This is a genomic window from Macrococcus bovicus, from assembly GCF_030376725.1.
Lineage (GTDB): Bacteria > Bacillota > Bacilli > Staphylococcales > Staphylococcaceae > Macrococcus > Macrococcus bovicus.
This window is the reverse complement of record NZ_CP128470.1, coordinates 971,610-985,644: the sequence shown is the minus strand read 5'-3', so window position 1 is coordinate 985,644 and position 14,035 is coordinate 971,610. Positions and strand designations below refer to the sequence as shown.

Below are 14,035 nucleotides of genomic sequence, written 5' to 3'. Positions count from 1 at the left end.
TTTTTATTGATAAAATCTTGATAAATCCCCGCGGTTAAGTGGAACTCTGCCGGTCGGTTTAAAGATGTCATCATATAGACTCTCTCTTAATTTCTGTTCATCCTTCGACAGATCCTTGTTTTCCTCAAGCATGATCTGCTTGATTCCTTTGATGTTGAAGCCTTTTTCAAGCAGCAGTTTGATCTCCAGCAGTCTGTCTAAATCATTCATCGAAAATAATCGCTGGTTGCCTTCTGTCCGCTGTGGTGCTACAAGGTCATGCGTTTCATAATAACGAATCTGGCGGGCAGTAAGCTCCGTCAGTTTCATGACAACGCTGATCGGAAACACGGGCAGTTGTCTTCTTAATCGATCTGACACGGCATCTCCTCCTTGCATGGTTATAATCTAACATACTTTTTTTCAGAAAACAAATCCATGTCAGGAAAGCTGACATGGATTTTATGATCGGTTATCTGGCAGAGAGAATCCCTTTCTCCTGCATGGTTTTCACTGCGCTGATGATAGCGAGTTTGACGTGCTCATAAGTCAGTCCGCCCTGGACATACGCCTCATAAGGCGCACGCAGCGGACCGTCAGCTGTCAGTTCGATTGAGGCACCTTGAATGAATGTGCCCGCTGCCATGATGACATCATCTTCGTACCCCGGCATATAGGCAGGCATCGGCGCAAATCTGGAATTGATCGGACTCGCACTCTGGATAGCCTGACAGAAAGTGATCATTTTCTCGGCGTCATTAAAAGTGACTGACTGGATTAAATCCGTGCGTACATCGTCGAATCTCGGACTCGTCGTCATCCCCAGCTCTTCCAGGAGCGCCGCTGTAAATACAGCCCCTTTCAAGCTCTGACTGACGACATGAGGCGCCAGGAAAAATCCCTGATACATCTCATGCAGGCTGTATAAGGATGCGCCTGCCTCTTTACCGATTCCAGGCGCTGTCAGTCTGTAGCCGATCCGTTCAATGAGCGCCTGACGTCCAGCTATATAGCCGCCTATCTTGCAGATACCTCCGCCCGGGTTCTTGATGAGAGAGCCGGCGATCAGGTCTGCGCCTACTTCTATCGGTTCCCGTTCTTCTACAAACTCCCCGTAACAGTTATCGACAAAAATGATCTTGTCCGGGAACTTTTCTTTGATAGCCTGAATAGCTGTCTCCAGCTGACGGATAGTTAATGATGGCCGGGAGGCATATCCTTTTGAACGCTGAATGGCGATGACTTTCGTCTCTGCTGTCACAGTCGCCATCACCGCTTCTAAATCGATGTCCCCGTCTTTCAGGTCGACAGTCCGGTACGTGACCCCGTTCTCTATGAGGGAGCCGATACCGTTGCCGTTCACGCCGATGACTTCTAGTAGTGTGTCATACGGTTCACCTGTAATATAGAGGAGTTCATCTCCATATTTCAGATGGCTGGACAAAGCGAGGGTGATCGCATGTGTACCTGAAATCACCTGCGGACGGACAATCGCGTCCTCTGCTTTAAAGACCCTGGCATAAAGGGCTTCAAGCTGATCACGTCCCGTGTCATCATACCCGTAGCCGAAGGTACCGATAAGATCACTTTCAGCAATCTGCTGCGCCTGAAAGGCACTCAGCACCTTCTCCTGATTGCTGAGTGCGCGTGCTTCAATCTCTTCATGGATCGGTCTGATCTTCTGTTCTATCTCTTTAATTAATTCATTCATGACTCTCTCTCTTTTCCGTTATTCTGCCGACAATGCTGCTGTTATCCCGTGCATATCCCTTCACCGCATATTGTTCTGTCTGCTCATCAAATTCAATGGATTCGACAAGTGTCTCCTGTTTGAGCTGACTGATGATTTTACCGCTGTCAGCTCCAAGTTTAGTGTCATAGGGGGTGAACTGTGTCTGGATGAAGTCACTTAATGTCTTCTTGACCTCTGCCACATCAGCGGCGCTACGTGACGTCACATAGCGAGTATCGAATGTATTCTCTACCGGCTGCTCGCTTAAAAGGTCACGCTTATTCAGCAAGGTCAGGACGGGAATATGGCTCATATCCAGTGACTTCAGAAGTGTCTGCACCGTTTCTATATGGCCGCTGTAATTCGGATGACTGCGGTCTACCACATGAATCAGGATATCCGCATATTTCGCTTCTTCCAGCGTCGAACTGAAGGCCTCAACAAGATGAGTCGGCAGGTGCTGGATGAAGCCTACTGTATCTGACAGCAGGACTTGGAAGCCGTCATTAACCGTCATCAGTTTGGACTTCGGATCGAGTGTCGCAAAGAGTAGATTCTCTTCGAATGTCTCACTGTCAGTCAGCTGATTGAACCAGGAAGACTTCCCCGCGTTGGTATAGCCTACTAGCGCAACCTGGAAGACCTCATGTTTCCGTCGGTTCTCACGGTATCGTGCCCGGTGCTTCTTGATTTCTTCCAGCTGAACCTTGATGTCATGGATACGCGACCTGATATGCCGGCGATTGGTCTCGAGCTTTGTCTCCCCTGGACCTCTCGTCCCGATCCCTCCGCCCAGCCTTGACAGGCTGACGCCGTGTCCGGACAGCCGCGGCAGCAGATATTCATTCTGTGCGAGCTCCACCTGCAGCTGACCTTCACGAGACCGGGCACGCTGAGCGAAGATATCGAGAATCAGCTGCGTCCGGTCAATGACCTTAACATCGAATGCTTCCGCCAGATGTTTCGACTGGCTGGTCGTCAGTTCATCATTGACAATGATGACATCAAACTCAATATCCTCACGTTCTCTCTGTTCAAGGATCTCTTCTATACGTCCTTTACCTAAATAAGTCGCGCTGTCTGAGCGCTCTCTGTTCTGGGTATACTGCGCTTCTACATCCAGGCCAGCTGTCTCACATAATGAACTGATTTCGTTCAGAGACTCACTGAATTCAAAATCATCCTGAGACTTCAGCTGCACAGCAAGAATGATAGCACGTTCGCGCGCTTTTTTAGTTTCATTCATTTTTGATTTCAAGCTCACACCTCATTTTCTGCCATTCTTCTGATGATATCTGTCACAATCTCCTCGGTTGTCTGCTGTTCAGTATCATACCACGTCAAACTGAGCTGATTTCTGAACCAGGTCAGCTGACGTTTAGCGAAACGACGGGAATTCTGTTTCAGCTGTGTCAACGCCTCTTCCAATGTCAGATTGCCGTTTAAATAGCTGATGATTTCTTTATAGCCGATTGCGGTCATACTACGGGAGTGTCCATAACCCGCTTCTTTGAGTCGTGTGACCTCTTCAATCAGTCCTGCTTCCACCATCTTATCCACGCGCTGATTGATGCGGTCATACAAATGACGCCGCTCCATATTCAGGCCGACTAATGTCACATCATACTGTTCTGCCAGCGCTGCACTTCTTGACTGCTGAGTGATCGACTGACCGTGTACGTGATAATAGACAAGCGCGCGGAGCACTCTCTGCTGATTGTGAGGATGAATCTCGTCTGCTGCTGCCGGGTCTGACTGCTGCAATAAAGTATACCGTTCTGCCGGAGACAGGGCTTCAAACTGTTTTTCATACTTCTGAGTCTCGGCCGGGTTCTCATCTGAAAAACCGTAGTCATAGATGACTGACTGAACATATAGCCCGGTACCGCCGACAATCATCGGAATATGACCCCGTGCATGGACCTCTTCAATCAGGGCTTCAGCCATTTTTTTAAAGGCGGCAGCAGAATAGCTCTCGTCCGGCTCTAAAATATCAATCAGGTGATGGGGGACACCCTCTGTCTCCTCGGTCGTTATTTTAGCTGAGCCGATATCCATGCCACGGTAGACTTGAATCGCATCACCACTGATAACCTCCCCGTTGATACGCTTCGCCAGTTCAATACTGAGCGCCGTTTTTCCGACAGCAGTCGGACCGACAATGATGACCAGTGGAATCTTAGTCATGGCTCACCTGTTCCAGCCAGCGTGCCATACGCTCCATGACTTCAGTCTGATTGGATTCCAGCAGCACTTCATGCCGTGAATGGCTGTAGAGCTGCACTGTGACATGCTCGATGCCTGCTTCCTTGTAGAGGTGACCTAGACGATCGATGCCTTTACCAAAGTTTGAGAAGGCATCCTCTTTTCCTGACACGAGGAGAATCGGCATGTGCTTATTCATTCTCTTCAGCTGGCGTTTCTGCTGCGTCAGTTTCAGCGATTTTAAAATTTCCTTATAGGCATTCAGCGACATATTGAAGCCGGTGAGCGGATCGTCAATAAACCGCTGCACTTTCTCAGGATCTGCACTTAACCAGTCGGACGGTGTTTTCAGCGGTCTGAACTTCCTGTTGAACTGCTTAAGCGTCACCTTATTGGCAAAGTCCCCTTTATGATCTTTACCGTTGACTGCGATCATTCCTCTGAGGAGCTGTAGGGCTGCCGCCATTTTTGCATCAAAGTAGCTCGTCCCGCTCAGGATAAGTGCCGCAAAGTGTTCGGGATACATCGTCACGTAGCGTCTCGCCACTACCGATCCCATAGAGTGACCGATCAGGACGACCGGTCTGTCAGGGACTTTGAATGTCTCAAGAATTTCCGCGCTGTGCTGCACTAATTGCTGCATGCTGTCGAAATGACCTTTCTCATCATCTTGAACCAGACCGCCGTGGCCGACGTGATTATGCATGATGACTTTATAGCCGCGTGCCTTAAAATACTGACCTAAATCCTGATAACGGTCCATGTGTTCCGCCATCCCGTGCAGAAATTGCACCGTACCGATCGGATGGTCTGGTGTGAAGGTCATGACTTCTGTCTGATGATTATCTGCTAATGTAACTGTAAACTTCTCCATCAATCTCACTCCTTGGCACTATTATACTATTAATTCAGTGATTAATCGCATAAAAAAAGAGGCCGCAGCCTCTTTAGTCTTATTCTTTGGATACTTGAACAGATGGATGTGTCGCTTCCTTGATCAGCTGCTCGAGTTCCGCTGTGTATTCATTCACTTGCTGGTCGTTATAGTGAAGCAGTTCCGTCATCGCCGCAATAACCGCTTCTTTGTACTGGTTGACAAAATGAATGTCAAAGTAAAGTGCACCGGTACGACGGACAAAGAAGTCAGATGGTGTCTGCACCATTTCGTTCTGGATGCTGTATACAAGCTGGCTGTACACTTTGAGCGGCAGACCTTTAGTATCTCCGCGCTGAGCTTGCGCAATGTTCAGGATAAGCGGTGTATTTGAACCGTAGCGGTCAATCAGCGAAATCACTTCTTCGCGGGTTAGACCGACGTCTGGCATCGACTGCAGCAGTTCTTTCTTGTAGAGTTCAAAACCTTTCGATCCACCGACACTACCACCGGAAATCGTCGTATTTTTAGTGCGGCATTCCGCAAACTTGAGACCATACTCTTCCTTTAATCTCAGCGCTACACGGTCCACAATTTCTTCAGCCATATGACGGTAACCTGTTAATTTACCACCGGCAATCGTCAGGAGACCTGATTTACCTTCCCAGATTTCATCTTTACGGGAGATTTCAGAAGGATCTTTCCCTTCTTCCAGAATAAGCGGACGGATACCTGCCCAGGTTGACTCGATGTCCTTATCTGTTACTTTGACAGTCGGGAACATGTAGTTAATCGCATCGATGACATAGTCTCTGTCTTCCTGAGTGACTTTCGGATGTGCTTTTTCACGATTGTAGAATGTATCAGTCGTACCGACATAAGTCTTGCCGTCACGTGGAATCGCGAAAATCATCCGTTTGTCTTTCTCTGTATCGAAATAAACGGCCTGTCTTAACGGGAAGACACTTTGATCAAATACGAGGTGAACCCCTTTAGTCAAGCGGAGCTGCTTGTTATTTTTGCTGTAATCATCCTCGCGTACTGAGTCTACCCATGGACCCGCTGCGTTGACGACTTTCTTGCCGAGAATTTCAAACTTCTCATGAGTGAGCAGATCCTCAGCATTGATGCCGATGACTCTCTTATTCTTGTCATAGATGAAGCCGGTTGATTTTGTGTAGTTGATGACTTCAGCACCCATTTCAACGGCACGTTTCATGACTTCAATCGTCATGCGGGCATCATCTGTACGATATTCAACGTAGTAGCCGCCACCTTTAAGACCGTCTCTTTTGACAAGCGGTTCACGTTCGATCGTCTGTTCACGGCTCAGCATTTTTCTTGTCTCTTCTTTTTTGACGTCTGCCAGAAAATCATAAACTTTTAAGGCAATTGAAGTAGTGGCAGGACCGAAAGTGCCGCCTTTATGCATCGGTAAGAGCATGAATTCAGGCGTGGTGACATGCGGACCGTTTTCATAGACGATGGCACGCTCACGGCCTGTCTCAGCCACGACCCCGACCTGCAGCTGCTTCAGATAACGCAGTCCACCGTGGACAAGTTTAGTCGAACGTGAGCTTGTACCAGCAGCAAAGTCCTGCATCTCAACCAGGGCCACTTTCATGCCGCGCTGCGTCGCATCAAGCGCAATACCTGCACCGGTGATCCCACCGCCGATAACGACTAAATCATATTCATTGTTCTTCAGATTGTGGATAATCTGCTTACGATAAAGATTTGAAAATGTCATTTTATTTCCTCCTGTTTAAAAAAATAGAGACTTCGCCTACATTACTGTATTCAAAGTCTCGTATCTCTTGTAATTATTAACTTGTAATCAGTATACCACTTTTCAGATATTTAAACCCTTATTTTGCCTGCTTTTTTCTTTTAAACACTTGAGTCGCTTTCACCGCTGTCTGCCAGCCTTCATAGAGTTCTTCACGTTCTGCTTCTTCCATTGCTGGAGAGAACTCTTTTTCCAGTTTCCAGCGGTCGCGGATCTCTTCTTTAGACGTCCAGTAATCTACGGCAAGTCCTGCCAAATAAGCTGCACCGAGTGCCGTCGTTTCGTTGACTTCCGGTCGCTGAACAGGCACATTAAGCAGATCTGACTGGAACTGCATCAGGAAGTTATTTTTAACAGCACCTCCGTCAACACGCAGTCCCTTCAGCTGAATACCGGAGTCTTTCTCCATCGCATCCAGTACATCGCGTGTCTGGTAGGCAAGTGATTCCAGGGTTGCACGGATAAAGTGCTCTTTCTCTGTGCCACGTGTCAGACCAAAGACAGCGCCGCGTGCTTCAGAATCCCAGTATGGTGTCCCGAGTCCTACAAAGGCAGGCACCACATAGACGCCTTCAGTAGAAGTGACGCGGTTGGCATAGCTTTCTGATTCAGGGGCATTTCTGACCATGCGCATCCCGTCACGTAACCACTGAATAGCACTTCCTGCGACAAAGATTGAACCCTCAAGTGCATAATTCACTTTGCCGTCTAATCCGTAGGCAAGAGTCGTCAACAGCCCGCTTTCTGATTTCACAGCTTTCTCGCCCGTATTCATCAGCATGAAGCAGCCTGTGCCGTAAGTATTCTTAGCTTCACCTGCTTCAAAGCAAGCCTGTCCGAAGAGTGCAGCCTGCTGGTCTCCCGCGATACCGGCAATCGGAATATTCTGGCCGAAGAAATGATGAGCCACCGTCTCACCGTACACTTCACTTGAAGCTTTAACTTCCGGCAGCATTTGTTTCGGCACTGTCAGATAGTCGAGTAACTGGTCATCCCACTCAAGATCGTAAATATTGTACATCAGCGTACGGCTTGCATTGGAGTAATCTGTCACATGGGCCTTGCCGCCGGAAAGCTTCCAGACGAGCCAAGTATCAATCGTACCGAAGAGCAGGTCGCCTTTTTCCGCTTTTTCACGTGCACCTTCCACATGATCTAAAAGCCATTTCACTTTTGTCCCTGAGAAATAAGGGTCAAGTAACAGCCCTGTTTTATCCCGAAATTCCTGTTCCAGGCCGCGCGCCTTTAAATCATCACAGATTTCCTGCGTCTGACGTGATTGCCAGACAATGGCGTTATGAATAGGACGCTCAGTGTTCTTATCCCAGACTACAGCCGTCTCACGTTGATTCGTGATGCCGATCGCGGCGATCTGATTCGCTTTAATATCTGTAGACACCAGGACGTCTGACATAGTAGAAAGGACGGTCTGCCAGATTTCATTGGCATTATGTTCTACCCAGCCCGCTTTCGGGAAATACTGTTTGAATTCACGCTGAGCGACGCCTACTACTTCGCCTGCTTTGTTGAAGATCATTGAACGTGTACTTGTTGTGCCTTGGTCAATTGATAAAATATATTGTTCCATATCATACACTCCTTATAATAGTTTGGATTGCTGGCCGCGTAAAACAGTCTTATTCATGATAAAACCAAGTACAATGGTCAGTATCGTCACGATAATTGACACCCAGCCGATCATCTCAATCTCGCCTTTAAACAGCAGATGATAAAGGGTCGCACCGAGCATACCGCCTGCAATCGGTCCGATCACTGGCACGATTGCATACGCCCAGTTAGAAGGTCCTTTTCCTGGAATCGGCAGAATAGCATGGGCCAGACGTGGACCGAGGTCACGCGCCGGATTGATGGCATAACCTGTCGTACCACCGAGACTCAGACCAATCGCGACGATCAATGCACCGACAATGAGCGGATTAAGCCCATCTGTAAACTTATTGGCACCGATAAAGAGCAGACCCATCATCAGAATCATCGTTCCGATAATCTCTGACACTAAGTTCGCGACATAGTTCGGATAAGCAGGACCTGTACTGAAGACGCCAAGCTTGGTGCCTGGATCTTCCTCTGCTTTAAAGTGCGGCATGAAATGCAGCCAGACAATCAGTGCACCGAGCATAGCTCCAAGCATCTGTGCCAGAATATACATCGGTACTTTACCCCAGTCGAATGCACCGTCAACCGCTAAGCCAATCGTTACAGCGGGATTCAGGTGAGCCCCCGTAATACTGCCGACCGCGTACACCCCCATGACAACTGCCAGTCCCCAGCCAAGAGCGATGACAATCCAGCCGCTGTCCTTAGCATAAGAACCTCTTAAATTCACATTCGCACAAACACCTGCACCAAACAGAATGAGTATGGCTGTACCAACCAGTTCAGCTAAAAATTCACTCATTTTTTCCACTCCCTTCATTTTGTGTCAATAATAAGACAAAAAGAGACCCTTTACTTAACAGAAGGGTCTCAAGTCTCACGTCTTTTATTAACTTGTCTTATATGTTACAGAATTGTGAAACCGCTGTCAATTCCTAAACTCAAATTTTTCCCATAATTCACGTCGACTGGTGGTGACGGCAAAAGCGCCATGTGCCAATGCCTGCTCGACTTCTTCTTCCTGATCAATCAGCCCACCTGCAATAATCGGCTTGCCTGTCTTCTCTCTGACTTCCTGAATGACTTTAGAGGCGATGCCCGGGAGCACCTCCACATAATCAGCGTCACACTGCTCGATGATGCCGATTGAACGTTTTAATGCGCTTGAATCAATGATAAAAACACGTAGAATCGTTTTCACTCCGAGCTGACTTGCTCTTTTGATGATTTTCGTCTTCGTCGAGATGATACCATAAGGTTTATATTTCTGGACGATATACTCGACGGCCGCTTCTTCCCCGGATAAACCTTTGATCAGGTCCAGATGGATGAAGACCTGCTTATCTTTCAGCATGGCTAATATGTTCCCCAGGTGACCGATATGGGTATCAAGAATGACACATTGCTTATAATTGGACTTGCTCAGTTTTTCAATATCTTTAAAATCTCTCACTGCCGGTAATATCATTTACATCACTCGCTTAAACATTTTTTCTAGTTCATAGGTCGTATATTTGATGGTGATGGGACGCCCATGCGGACAAGTGTAAGGTTCACGTGTGTATGCCAGTTCTTCCAGAAGTCTTGCCATATCTTCCTGACGAAGATAATGGTTCGCTTTGATTGATTTCTTACAGCTCATCATGATGGCAGTGTCTTCTCTGAATTTATTGAGATTGAGAGACTGATGCGTCAGACAATACTCGATAATATCCTTGATGGTCTCTTCAGCGTCTGCTGGAAACCATGTCGGCACGGCCTGGACCAGATAATCGCTGCCACCGAAAGATTCCAGCTCCAGACCGACTGCAGCCAGTTCATCCCGGTATTTCTCAATACGCAGTGCCTCGTCACGTGTATAACTGAGGGCAATCGGCACGAGCAGCGGCTGGACCTGATGTTCCACGTGACCGATGCGCTCTCTGTAATATTCATACTTGATACGCTCCTGGGCTGCATGCTGGTCAATCATATACATCCCCTCCTCATTCTGGGCGATGATGTAGGTCCCGTGTACCTGACCGACCACTTCCATCATCGGCAGTTTACGTTCAGGACGGACGCTCTCAGCAGCATGGCTGGTGGCAGTTACCGGCCTATCATTTTTGTCAGGTGCTTCCGGCGTCTCATCCTGCCGAGTCATCTCCTGGTAGACGGTAAAGGGCTGAGACGGTTTCTCTTCGGAGCTGCCGGCATGCTCTGTACTTTCCGGGAAAAAGGGCTTATCTTCCTGTACGACCGGCTTATCGAGCGACTGAACGGGTCTCGTCTGCTCATAGATAAACCGCTGCTGTTCAAATTTCTCCAGCACCTTATTTTTCTTCGGCACTGTGATTTCAGGTATCAGACTCTGGCCGAGTAAGGCTTCCTTGATCAGCCGCGTGATCAGCGCCATCAGCTCTGGCTCCTTAGACAGGCGGACTTCCTGCTTGGTCGGATGGACATTGACATCCACCAGTCCCGGATCCATTTTTATCTGAATCGCGACCACTGGATAGCGGCCGATAGGCAGCAATGAGTGATAGCCTTCCAGAATGGCTTTCGTCAGCATAAAGTTTTTAATATAGCGGCCGTTAATAAATAGCGACATATAATGACGGTTCGCCCGTGTGTGCTCAGGACGCGCTATTTCACCCGTCACTTCATAATCGCCCGTTTCACCGTTTATCGCAATCAAGTCGCGGGCAATCGTCATACCATAGACTTGCGCCATCACTTCATTCAGACGCCCGCTGCCTGTTGTCTGCAGCAGCACCTTGTCATCCGCCTCCAGTTTAAAACGGATGTGGCTATGGCTCATCGCAAAACGGTTCATAATATCGGTGATCTTGCCCAGCTCTGTATGCAGGCTTTTTACATATTTCAGACGTGCCGGCGTATTATAAAATAAATCTTTGACGATGATTTCCGTCCCTTTTCTGGCTCTAGTCAATGTCTGGTCTATAATCTCACTGTTTTCGACTGTGACCTCATGACCGACTGTATGGTCGGCGCAGGTCCGGAGGATGACGCGGCTGACTGAGGTGATACTTGCGAGTGCCTCGCCGCGGAAACCCAGCGTCCGGATATGAAAGAGATCGTGGTTGTCATGTATTTTACTGGTGGCATGCCGGCCGAAAGCAAGCGGAATATCCTCCTCCAGAATGCCGCTGCCGTTATCTGTCACAGCAATCGACTCGAGACCCGCTTCCCTGACTTTCACTGTTATCTCGGTCGCCCCTGCATCTATCGCATTCTCTACGAGCTCCTTAACGACCGATGCCGGGCGCTCAACCACTTCACCTGCCGCGATTTTATTGGCCAGCTGTCTATCCAGCTCCTGAATTTTACCCATATTCTCACCTACTTCAGTTGATCCTGTAATGCTTGTAATTTAAGGAGTGCTTCTATTGGCGTCATACGCGCAATATCAAGCTGCTTCAGTTCTTCTTCCACACTGCTGCCAAACAGGTCAAATGACAGCTGCGGTTCTTTAACCTGTTCAGCAGATACCGGCTGCACGGCTGCCTCTGCCTTTTCGAAGCGGTCAAGAAGAGCGCTGGCACGGCTGATGACTTCTGCCGGCAGATCCGCGAGCTGCGCGACATGGATGCCGTAGCTATTCTCAACAGCCCCCGGCATGACTTTATGCAGGAAGATGAGCTCACCCTTATATTCTTTGGCTGCAACGTGAATATTCTCAAGTGCCGGCAATGTGTCTTCCAGCTGCACGAGTTCATGATAATGGGTTGAAAAAAGCGTTTTGGCTTTAATATGGTCATGCACATACTCAATCATGGCCTGTGCCAGGCTGAGACCATCATACGTAGATGTGCCGCGGCCGATCTCATCAAAGATGATCAGGCTGTCAGCCGTGGCGTTCTTCAGCGCATTGCGTGCTTCAAGCATCTCAACCATAAAAGTACTCTGTCCGGAGACCAGGTCATCCGCTGCGCCTATCCGAGTGAAAATCTGATCGAAAATCGGCATCTCTGCAGCTGCACAAGGGACAAATGACCCCATCTGCGCCATGATGCTGATCAGGGCGACTTGCCGCATATAAGTGCTCTTACCCGACATGTTCGGGCCGGTAATCAGATCGATATACTGCTCGTCATCCAGCTGACAGTCATTCGGGACATAGTCTTCTTTCGACATCACCTGCTCGACAACGGGGTGTCTTGACTCAGTCAGCTGCAGTTTCCGCGCACTGAATACAGGTCTTACGTAGTCGTTCTTCATGGCGACCTGACTGAAATTCTGCAGACAGTCCAGTTCAGCTATTCTTCTCGCGATACGCTTCAGTGCCACCGTATAGGTTCTGACCTGATTGCGCAGTTCGATGAAGAGCTGGTACTCCAGATCAATCATCTTCTCCTCAGCACCAAGAATCAGAGCCTCCTTGTCCTTTAAGTCTTCCGTGATAAATCGTTCGGCATTCGTCAGCGTCTGTTTACGCATATAGCCGAAGTCGTCAGCGTTGAACTGATGTAAGTTGGCTTTTGAGATTTCAATGTAATAGCCGAACACCTTGTTAAAGGCGACTTTCAAGGACCGAATCCCCGTCCGTTCCCGTTCTGTCTGCTGCATCTGACTCAGCCACTGTTTTCCGTTCCTGGCTGCATCACGATAGCCGTCGAGCTCTGCGTGATAACCTGTCTTAAAGATACCGCCATCCTTAATAGAGATCGGCGCTTCTTCTTCCAATGATTCAAGGAGCTGGACCAGGCTCATCACTTCACAGTCGTCTACCTCCGTCAGCCCGATTGACTGAAGCACCTGATTGATCTTCGGCAGCTGCTCAATAGAATATTTCAGCTGAATCAAATCCTTCGCATTGGCATTGCCGAAGCTGACACGTCCGACTAAGCGCTCGATATCATAGACTTCTGCCAGATGTTCACGCAGTGCATCGCGCTCTATGAACCGCTCATTCAGAAGCGCCACCTGGTCGTGACGACGCGTGATCGCCTCCTGATTGATCAGCGGCCGCTCTATCCACTCTTTCTGCAGGCGATGCCCCATCGGCGTCTTTGTTTCATTGAATATGGATAAGAGCGTCCCCTTTTTGGTCTTCAGACGGATGCTTTCTGTCAGTTCGAGGTTACGTTTGGCATAGAGATCAAGCCGCATATAATCAATCGCCTGATAGCTGACCGCCTGTTCAATATGAGCGAGATCCCGTTTTTGTGTCTCAGTGACATAATCAAACAGCAGCGCCGTGACGGCCTGTGCTGAAGGCGACAGTTCCGCTGCCTGCGCCGGCACAGTCCCTGTCGCCTCATAGACAGATACCACAGTGGTGATCTGATGGACCTTCGCCAGCAGTTCCGGGGCCAGGGGCTCTCTTAGAATAATCTCACTCGGCTTGATGCTCGCCAGTTCATTCAGCAATATTTCCTCTGTACAGGTGGTCACTTTCAGTTCACCTGTTGAGATATCGGCATAAGCGATATGGTAGTCGCGGTCCTGCAGAATCGCCATCAAGTAATTATTCGATGATTCATCCAGGGAACCATCCATGACTGTCCCAGGCGTAATGATCTGGACGACTTCACGCTTGACCATGCCCTTCACTTCACGCGGATTCTCCATCTGTTCGCAGATTGCGACTTTATATCCCTTATCGATCAGTCTCTCGATATAACCTTTTGCTGAATGATACGGCACACCGCACATCGGAATCGGGTTCTTCTTATCGCGGCGGGTCAATGTGATTTCCAGTTCCCGGGCGGCCGTGACGGCATCGTCGTAAAACATCTCATAGAAGTCACCCAGTCTGAAAAAAAGTATAGAGTCAGCGTGCTGCGCTTTGATTTCAAGATATTGAGCCATCATAGGTGTCGGTTTCATACAATCA

The 14,035-nt window shown here is 48.6% G+C and carries 11 protein-coding genes; all 11 read right to left on the bottom strand.

Annotated features, from left to right (window positions below; translation table 11 throughout):
• Positions 1-3: 3 nt before the first annotated feature.
• The 11 genes from QSV55_RS05365 to mutS all read right to left on the bottom strand — a co-directional run bounded on the left by QSV55_RS05365 (position 4) and on the right by mutS (position 14,028).
• Entirely contained in the window at positions 4-309 is a 306-nt protein-coding gene (locus tag QSV55_RS05365; protein WP_434784214.1) for a MerR family transcriptional regulator, read from the bottom strand.
• A 142-nt stretch (positions 310-451) separates the two neighbouring features.
• On the bottom strand, positions 452-1,690 hold the full coding sequence (locus tag QSV55_RS05360; protein WP_289650989.1) for a methionine gamma-lyase family protein: 1,239 nt from the start codon (positions 1,688-1,690) through the stop codon (positions 452-454).
• Positions 1,683-2,957 carry a GTPase HflX gene (hflX, locus tag QSV55_RS05355; protein ID WP_289651053.1) on the bottom strand — a complete coding sequence of 425 codons (1,275 nt, stop codon included), beginning with the start codon at positions 2,955-2,957 and terminating at the stop codon, positions 1,683-1,685. The genes QSV55_RS05360 and hflX overlap by 8 nt, the downstream gene beginning before the upstream one ends.
• Before the next feature lie 14 nt (positions 2,958-2,971).
• On the bottom strand, positions 2,972-3,898 hold the full coding sequence (miaA, locus tag QSV55_RS05350) for a tRNA (adenosine(37)-N6)-dimethylallyltransferase MiaA (RefSeq protein ID WP_289650988.1): 927 nt from the start codon (positions 3,896-3,898) through the stop codon (positions 2,972-2,974).
• Positions 3,891-4,790, bottom strand: coding sequence for an alpha/beta fold hydrolase (locus QSV55_RS05345; protein WP_289650987.1), 900 nt, complete (start codon positions 4,788-4,790; stop codon positions 3,891-3,893). Before QSV55_RS05345 ends, miaA begins: the two co-directional genes overlap by 8 nt.
• 79 nt (positions 4,791-4,869) lie before the next feature.
• Positions 4,870-6,540, bottom strand: coding sequence for a glycerol-3-phosphate dehydrogenase/oxidase (locus QSV55_RS05340; RefSeq protein WP_289650986.1), 1,671 nt, complete (start codon positions 6,538-6,540; stop codon positions 4,870-4,872).
• A 118-nt stretch (positions 6,541-6,658) separates the two neighbouring features.
• Positions 6,659-8,167: a glycerol kinase GlpK gene (gene glpK, locus QSV55_RS05335; protein WP_289650985.1), complete on the bottom strand. Its 1,509-nt coding sequence runs from the start codon at positions 8,165-8,167 to the stop codon at positions 6,659-6,661.
• Positions 8,168-8,179: 12 nt separating this feature from the next.
• Positions 8,180-9,016: an MIP/aquaporin family protein gene (locus tag QSV55_RS05330; RefSeq protein ID WP_289650984.1), complete on the bottom strand. Its 837-nt coding sequence runs from the start codon at positions 9,014-9,016 to the stop codon at positions 8,180-8,182.
• 108 nt (positions 9,017-9,124) lie between these two features.
• Positions 9,125-9,664: a glycerol-3-phosphate responsive antiterminator gene (locus QSV55_RS05325; RefSeq protein WP_289650983.1), complete on the bottom strand. Its 540-nt coding sequence runs from the start codon at positions 9,662-9,664 to the stop codon at positions 9,125-9,127.
• The gene (mutL, locus tag QSV55_RS05320) at positions 9,665-11,530 is read right to left on the bottom strand and encodes a DNA mismatch repair endonuclease MutL (RefSeq protein ID WP_289650982.1); all 1,866 of its coding nucleotides are present in this window, start codon (positions 11,528-11,530) and stop codon (positions 9,665-9,667) included. It abuts the gene before it with no gap.
• Positions 11,531-11,538: 8 nt separating this feature from the next.
• The gene (gene mutS / locus QSV55_RS05315; protein WP_289650981.1) at positions 11,539-14,028 is read right to left on the bottom strand and encodes a DNA mismatch repair protein MutS; all 2,490 of its coding nucleotides are present in this window, start codon (positions 14,026-14,028) and stop codon (positions 11,539-11,541) included.
• Positions 14,029-14,035 lie beyond the last annotated feature (7 nt).

What these genes read in the sequence shown, in the direction of transcription:
- QSV55_RS05340 (WP_289650986.1), bottom strand. Translation starts at nt 6,540, where the DNA reads ATGACATTTTCAAATCTTTATCGTAAGCAGATTATCCACAATCTGAAG.
- QSV55_RS05330 (WP_289650984.1), bottom strand. Translation starts at nt 9,016, where the DNA reads ATGAAGGGAGTGGAAAAAATGAGTGAATTTTTAGCTGAACTGGTTGGT.
- QSV55_RS05325 (WP_289650983.1), bottom strand. Translation starts at nt 9,664, where the DNA reads ATGATATTACCGGCAGTGAGAGATTTTAAAGATATTGAAAAACTGAGC.
- mutS (WP_289650981.1), bottom strand. Translation starts at nt 14,028, where the DNA reads ATGAAACCGACACCTATGATGGCTCAATATCTTGAAATCAAAGCGCAG.
- QSV55_RS05365 (WP_434784214.1), bottom strand. Translation starts at nt 309, where the DNA reads ATGAAACTGACGGAGCTTACTGCCCGCCAGATTCGTTATTATGAAACG.
- hflX (WP_289651053.1), bottom strand. Translation starts at nt 2,957, where the DNA reads ATGAATGAAACTAAAAAAGCGCGCGAACGTGCTATCATTCTTGCTGTG.
- miaA (WP_289650988.1), bottom strand. Translation starts at nt 3,898, where the DNA reads ATGACTAAGATTCCACTGGTCATCATTGTCGGTCCGACTGCTGTCGGA.
- QSV55_RS05360 (WP_289650989.1), bottom strand. Translation starts at nt 1,690, where the DNA reads ATGAATGAATTAATTAAAGAGATAGAACAGAAGATCAGACCGATCCAT.
- mutL (WP_289650982.1), bottom strand. Translation starts at nt 11,530, where the DNA reads ATGGGTAAAATTCAGGAGCTGGATAGACAGCTGGCCAATAAAATCGCG.
- QSV55_RS05345 (WP_289650987.1), bottom strand. Translation starts at nt 4,790, where the DNA reads ATGGAGAAGTTTACAGTTACATTAGCAGATAATCATCAGACAGAAGTC.
- glpK (WP_289650985.1), bottom strand. Translation starts at nt 8,167, where the DNA reads ATGGAACAATATATTTTATCAATTGACCAAGGCACAACAAGTACACGT.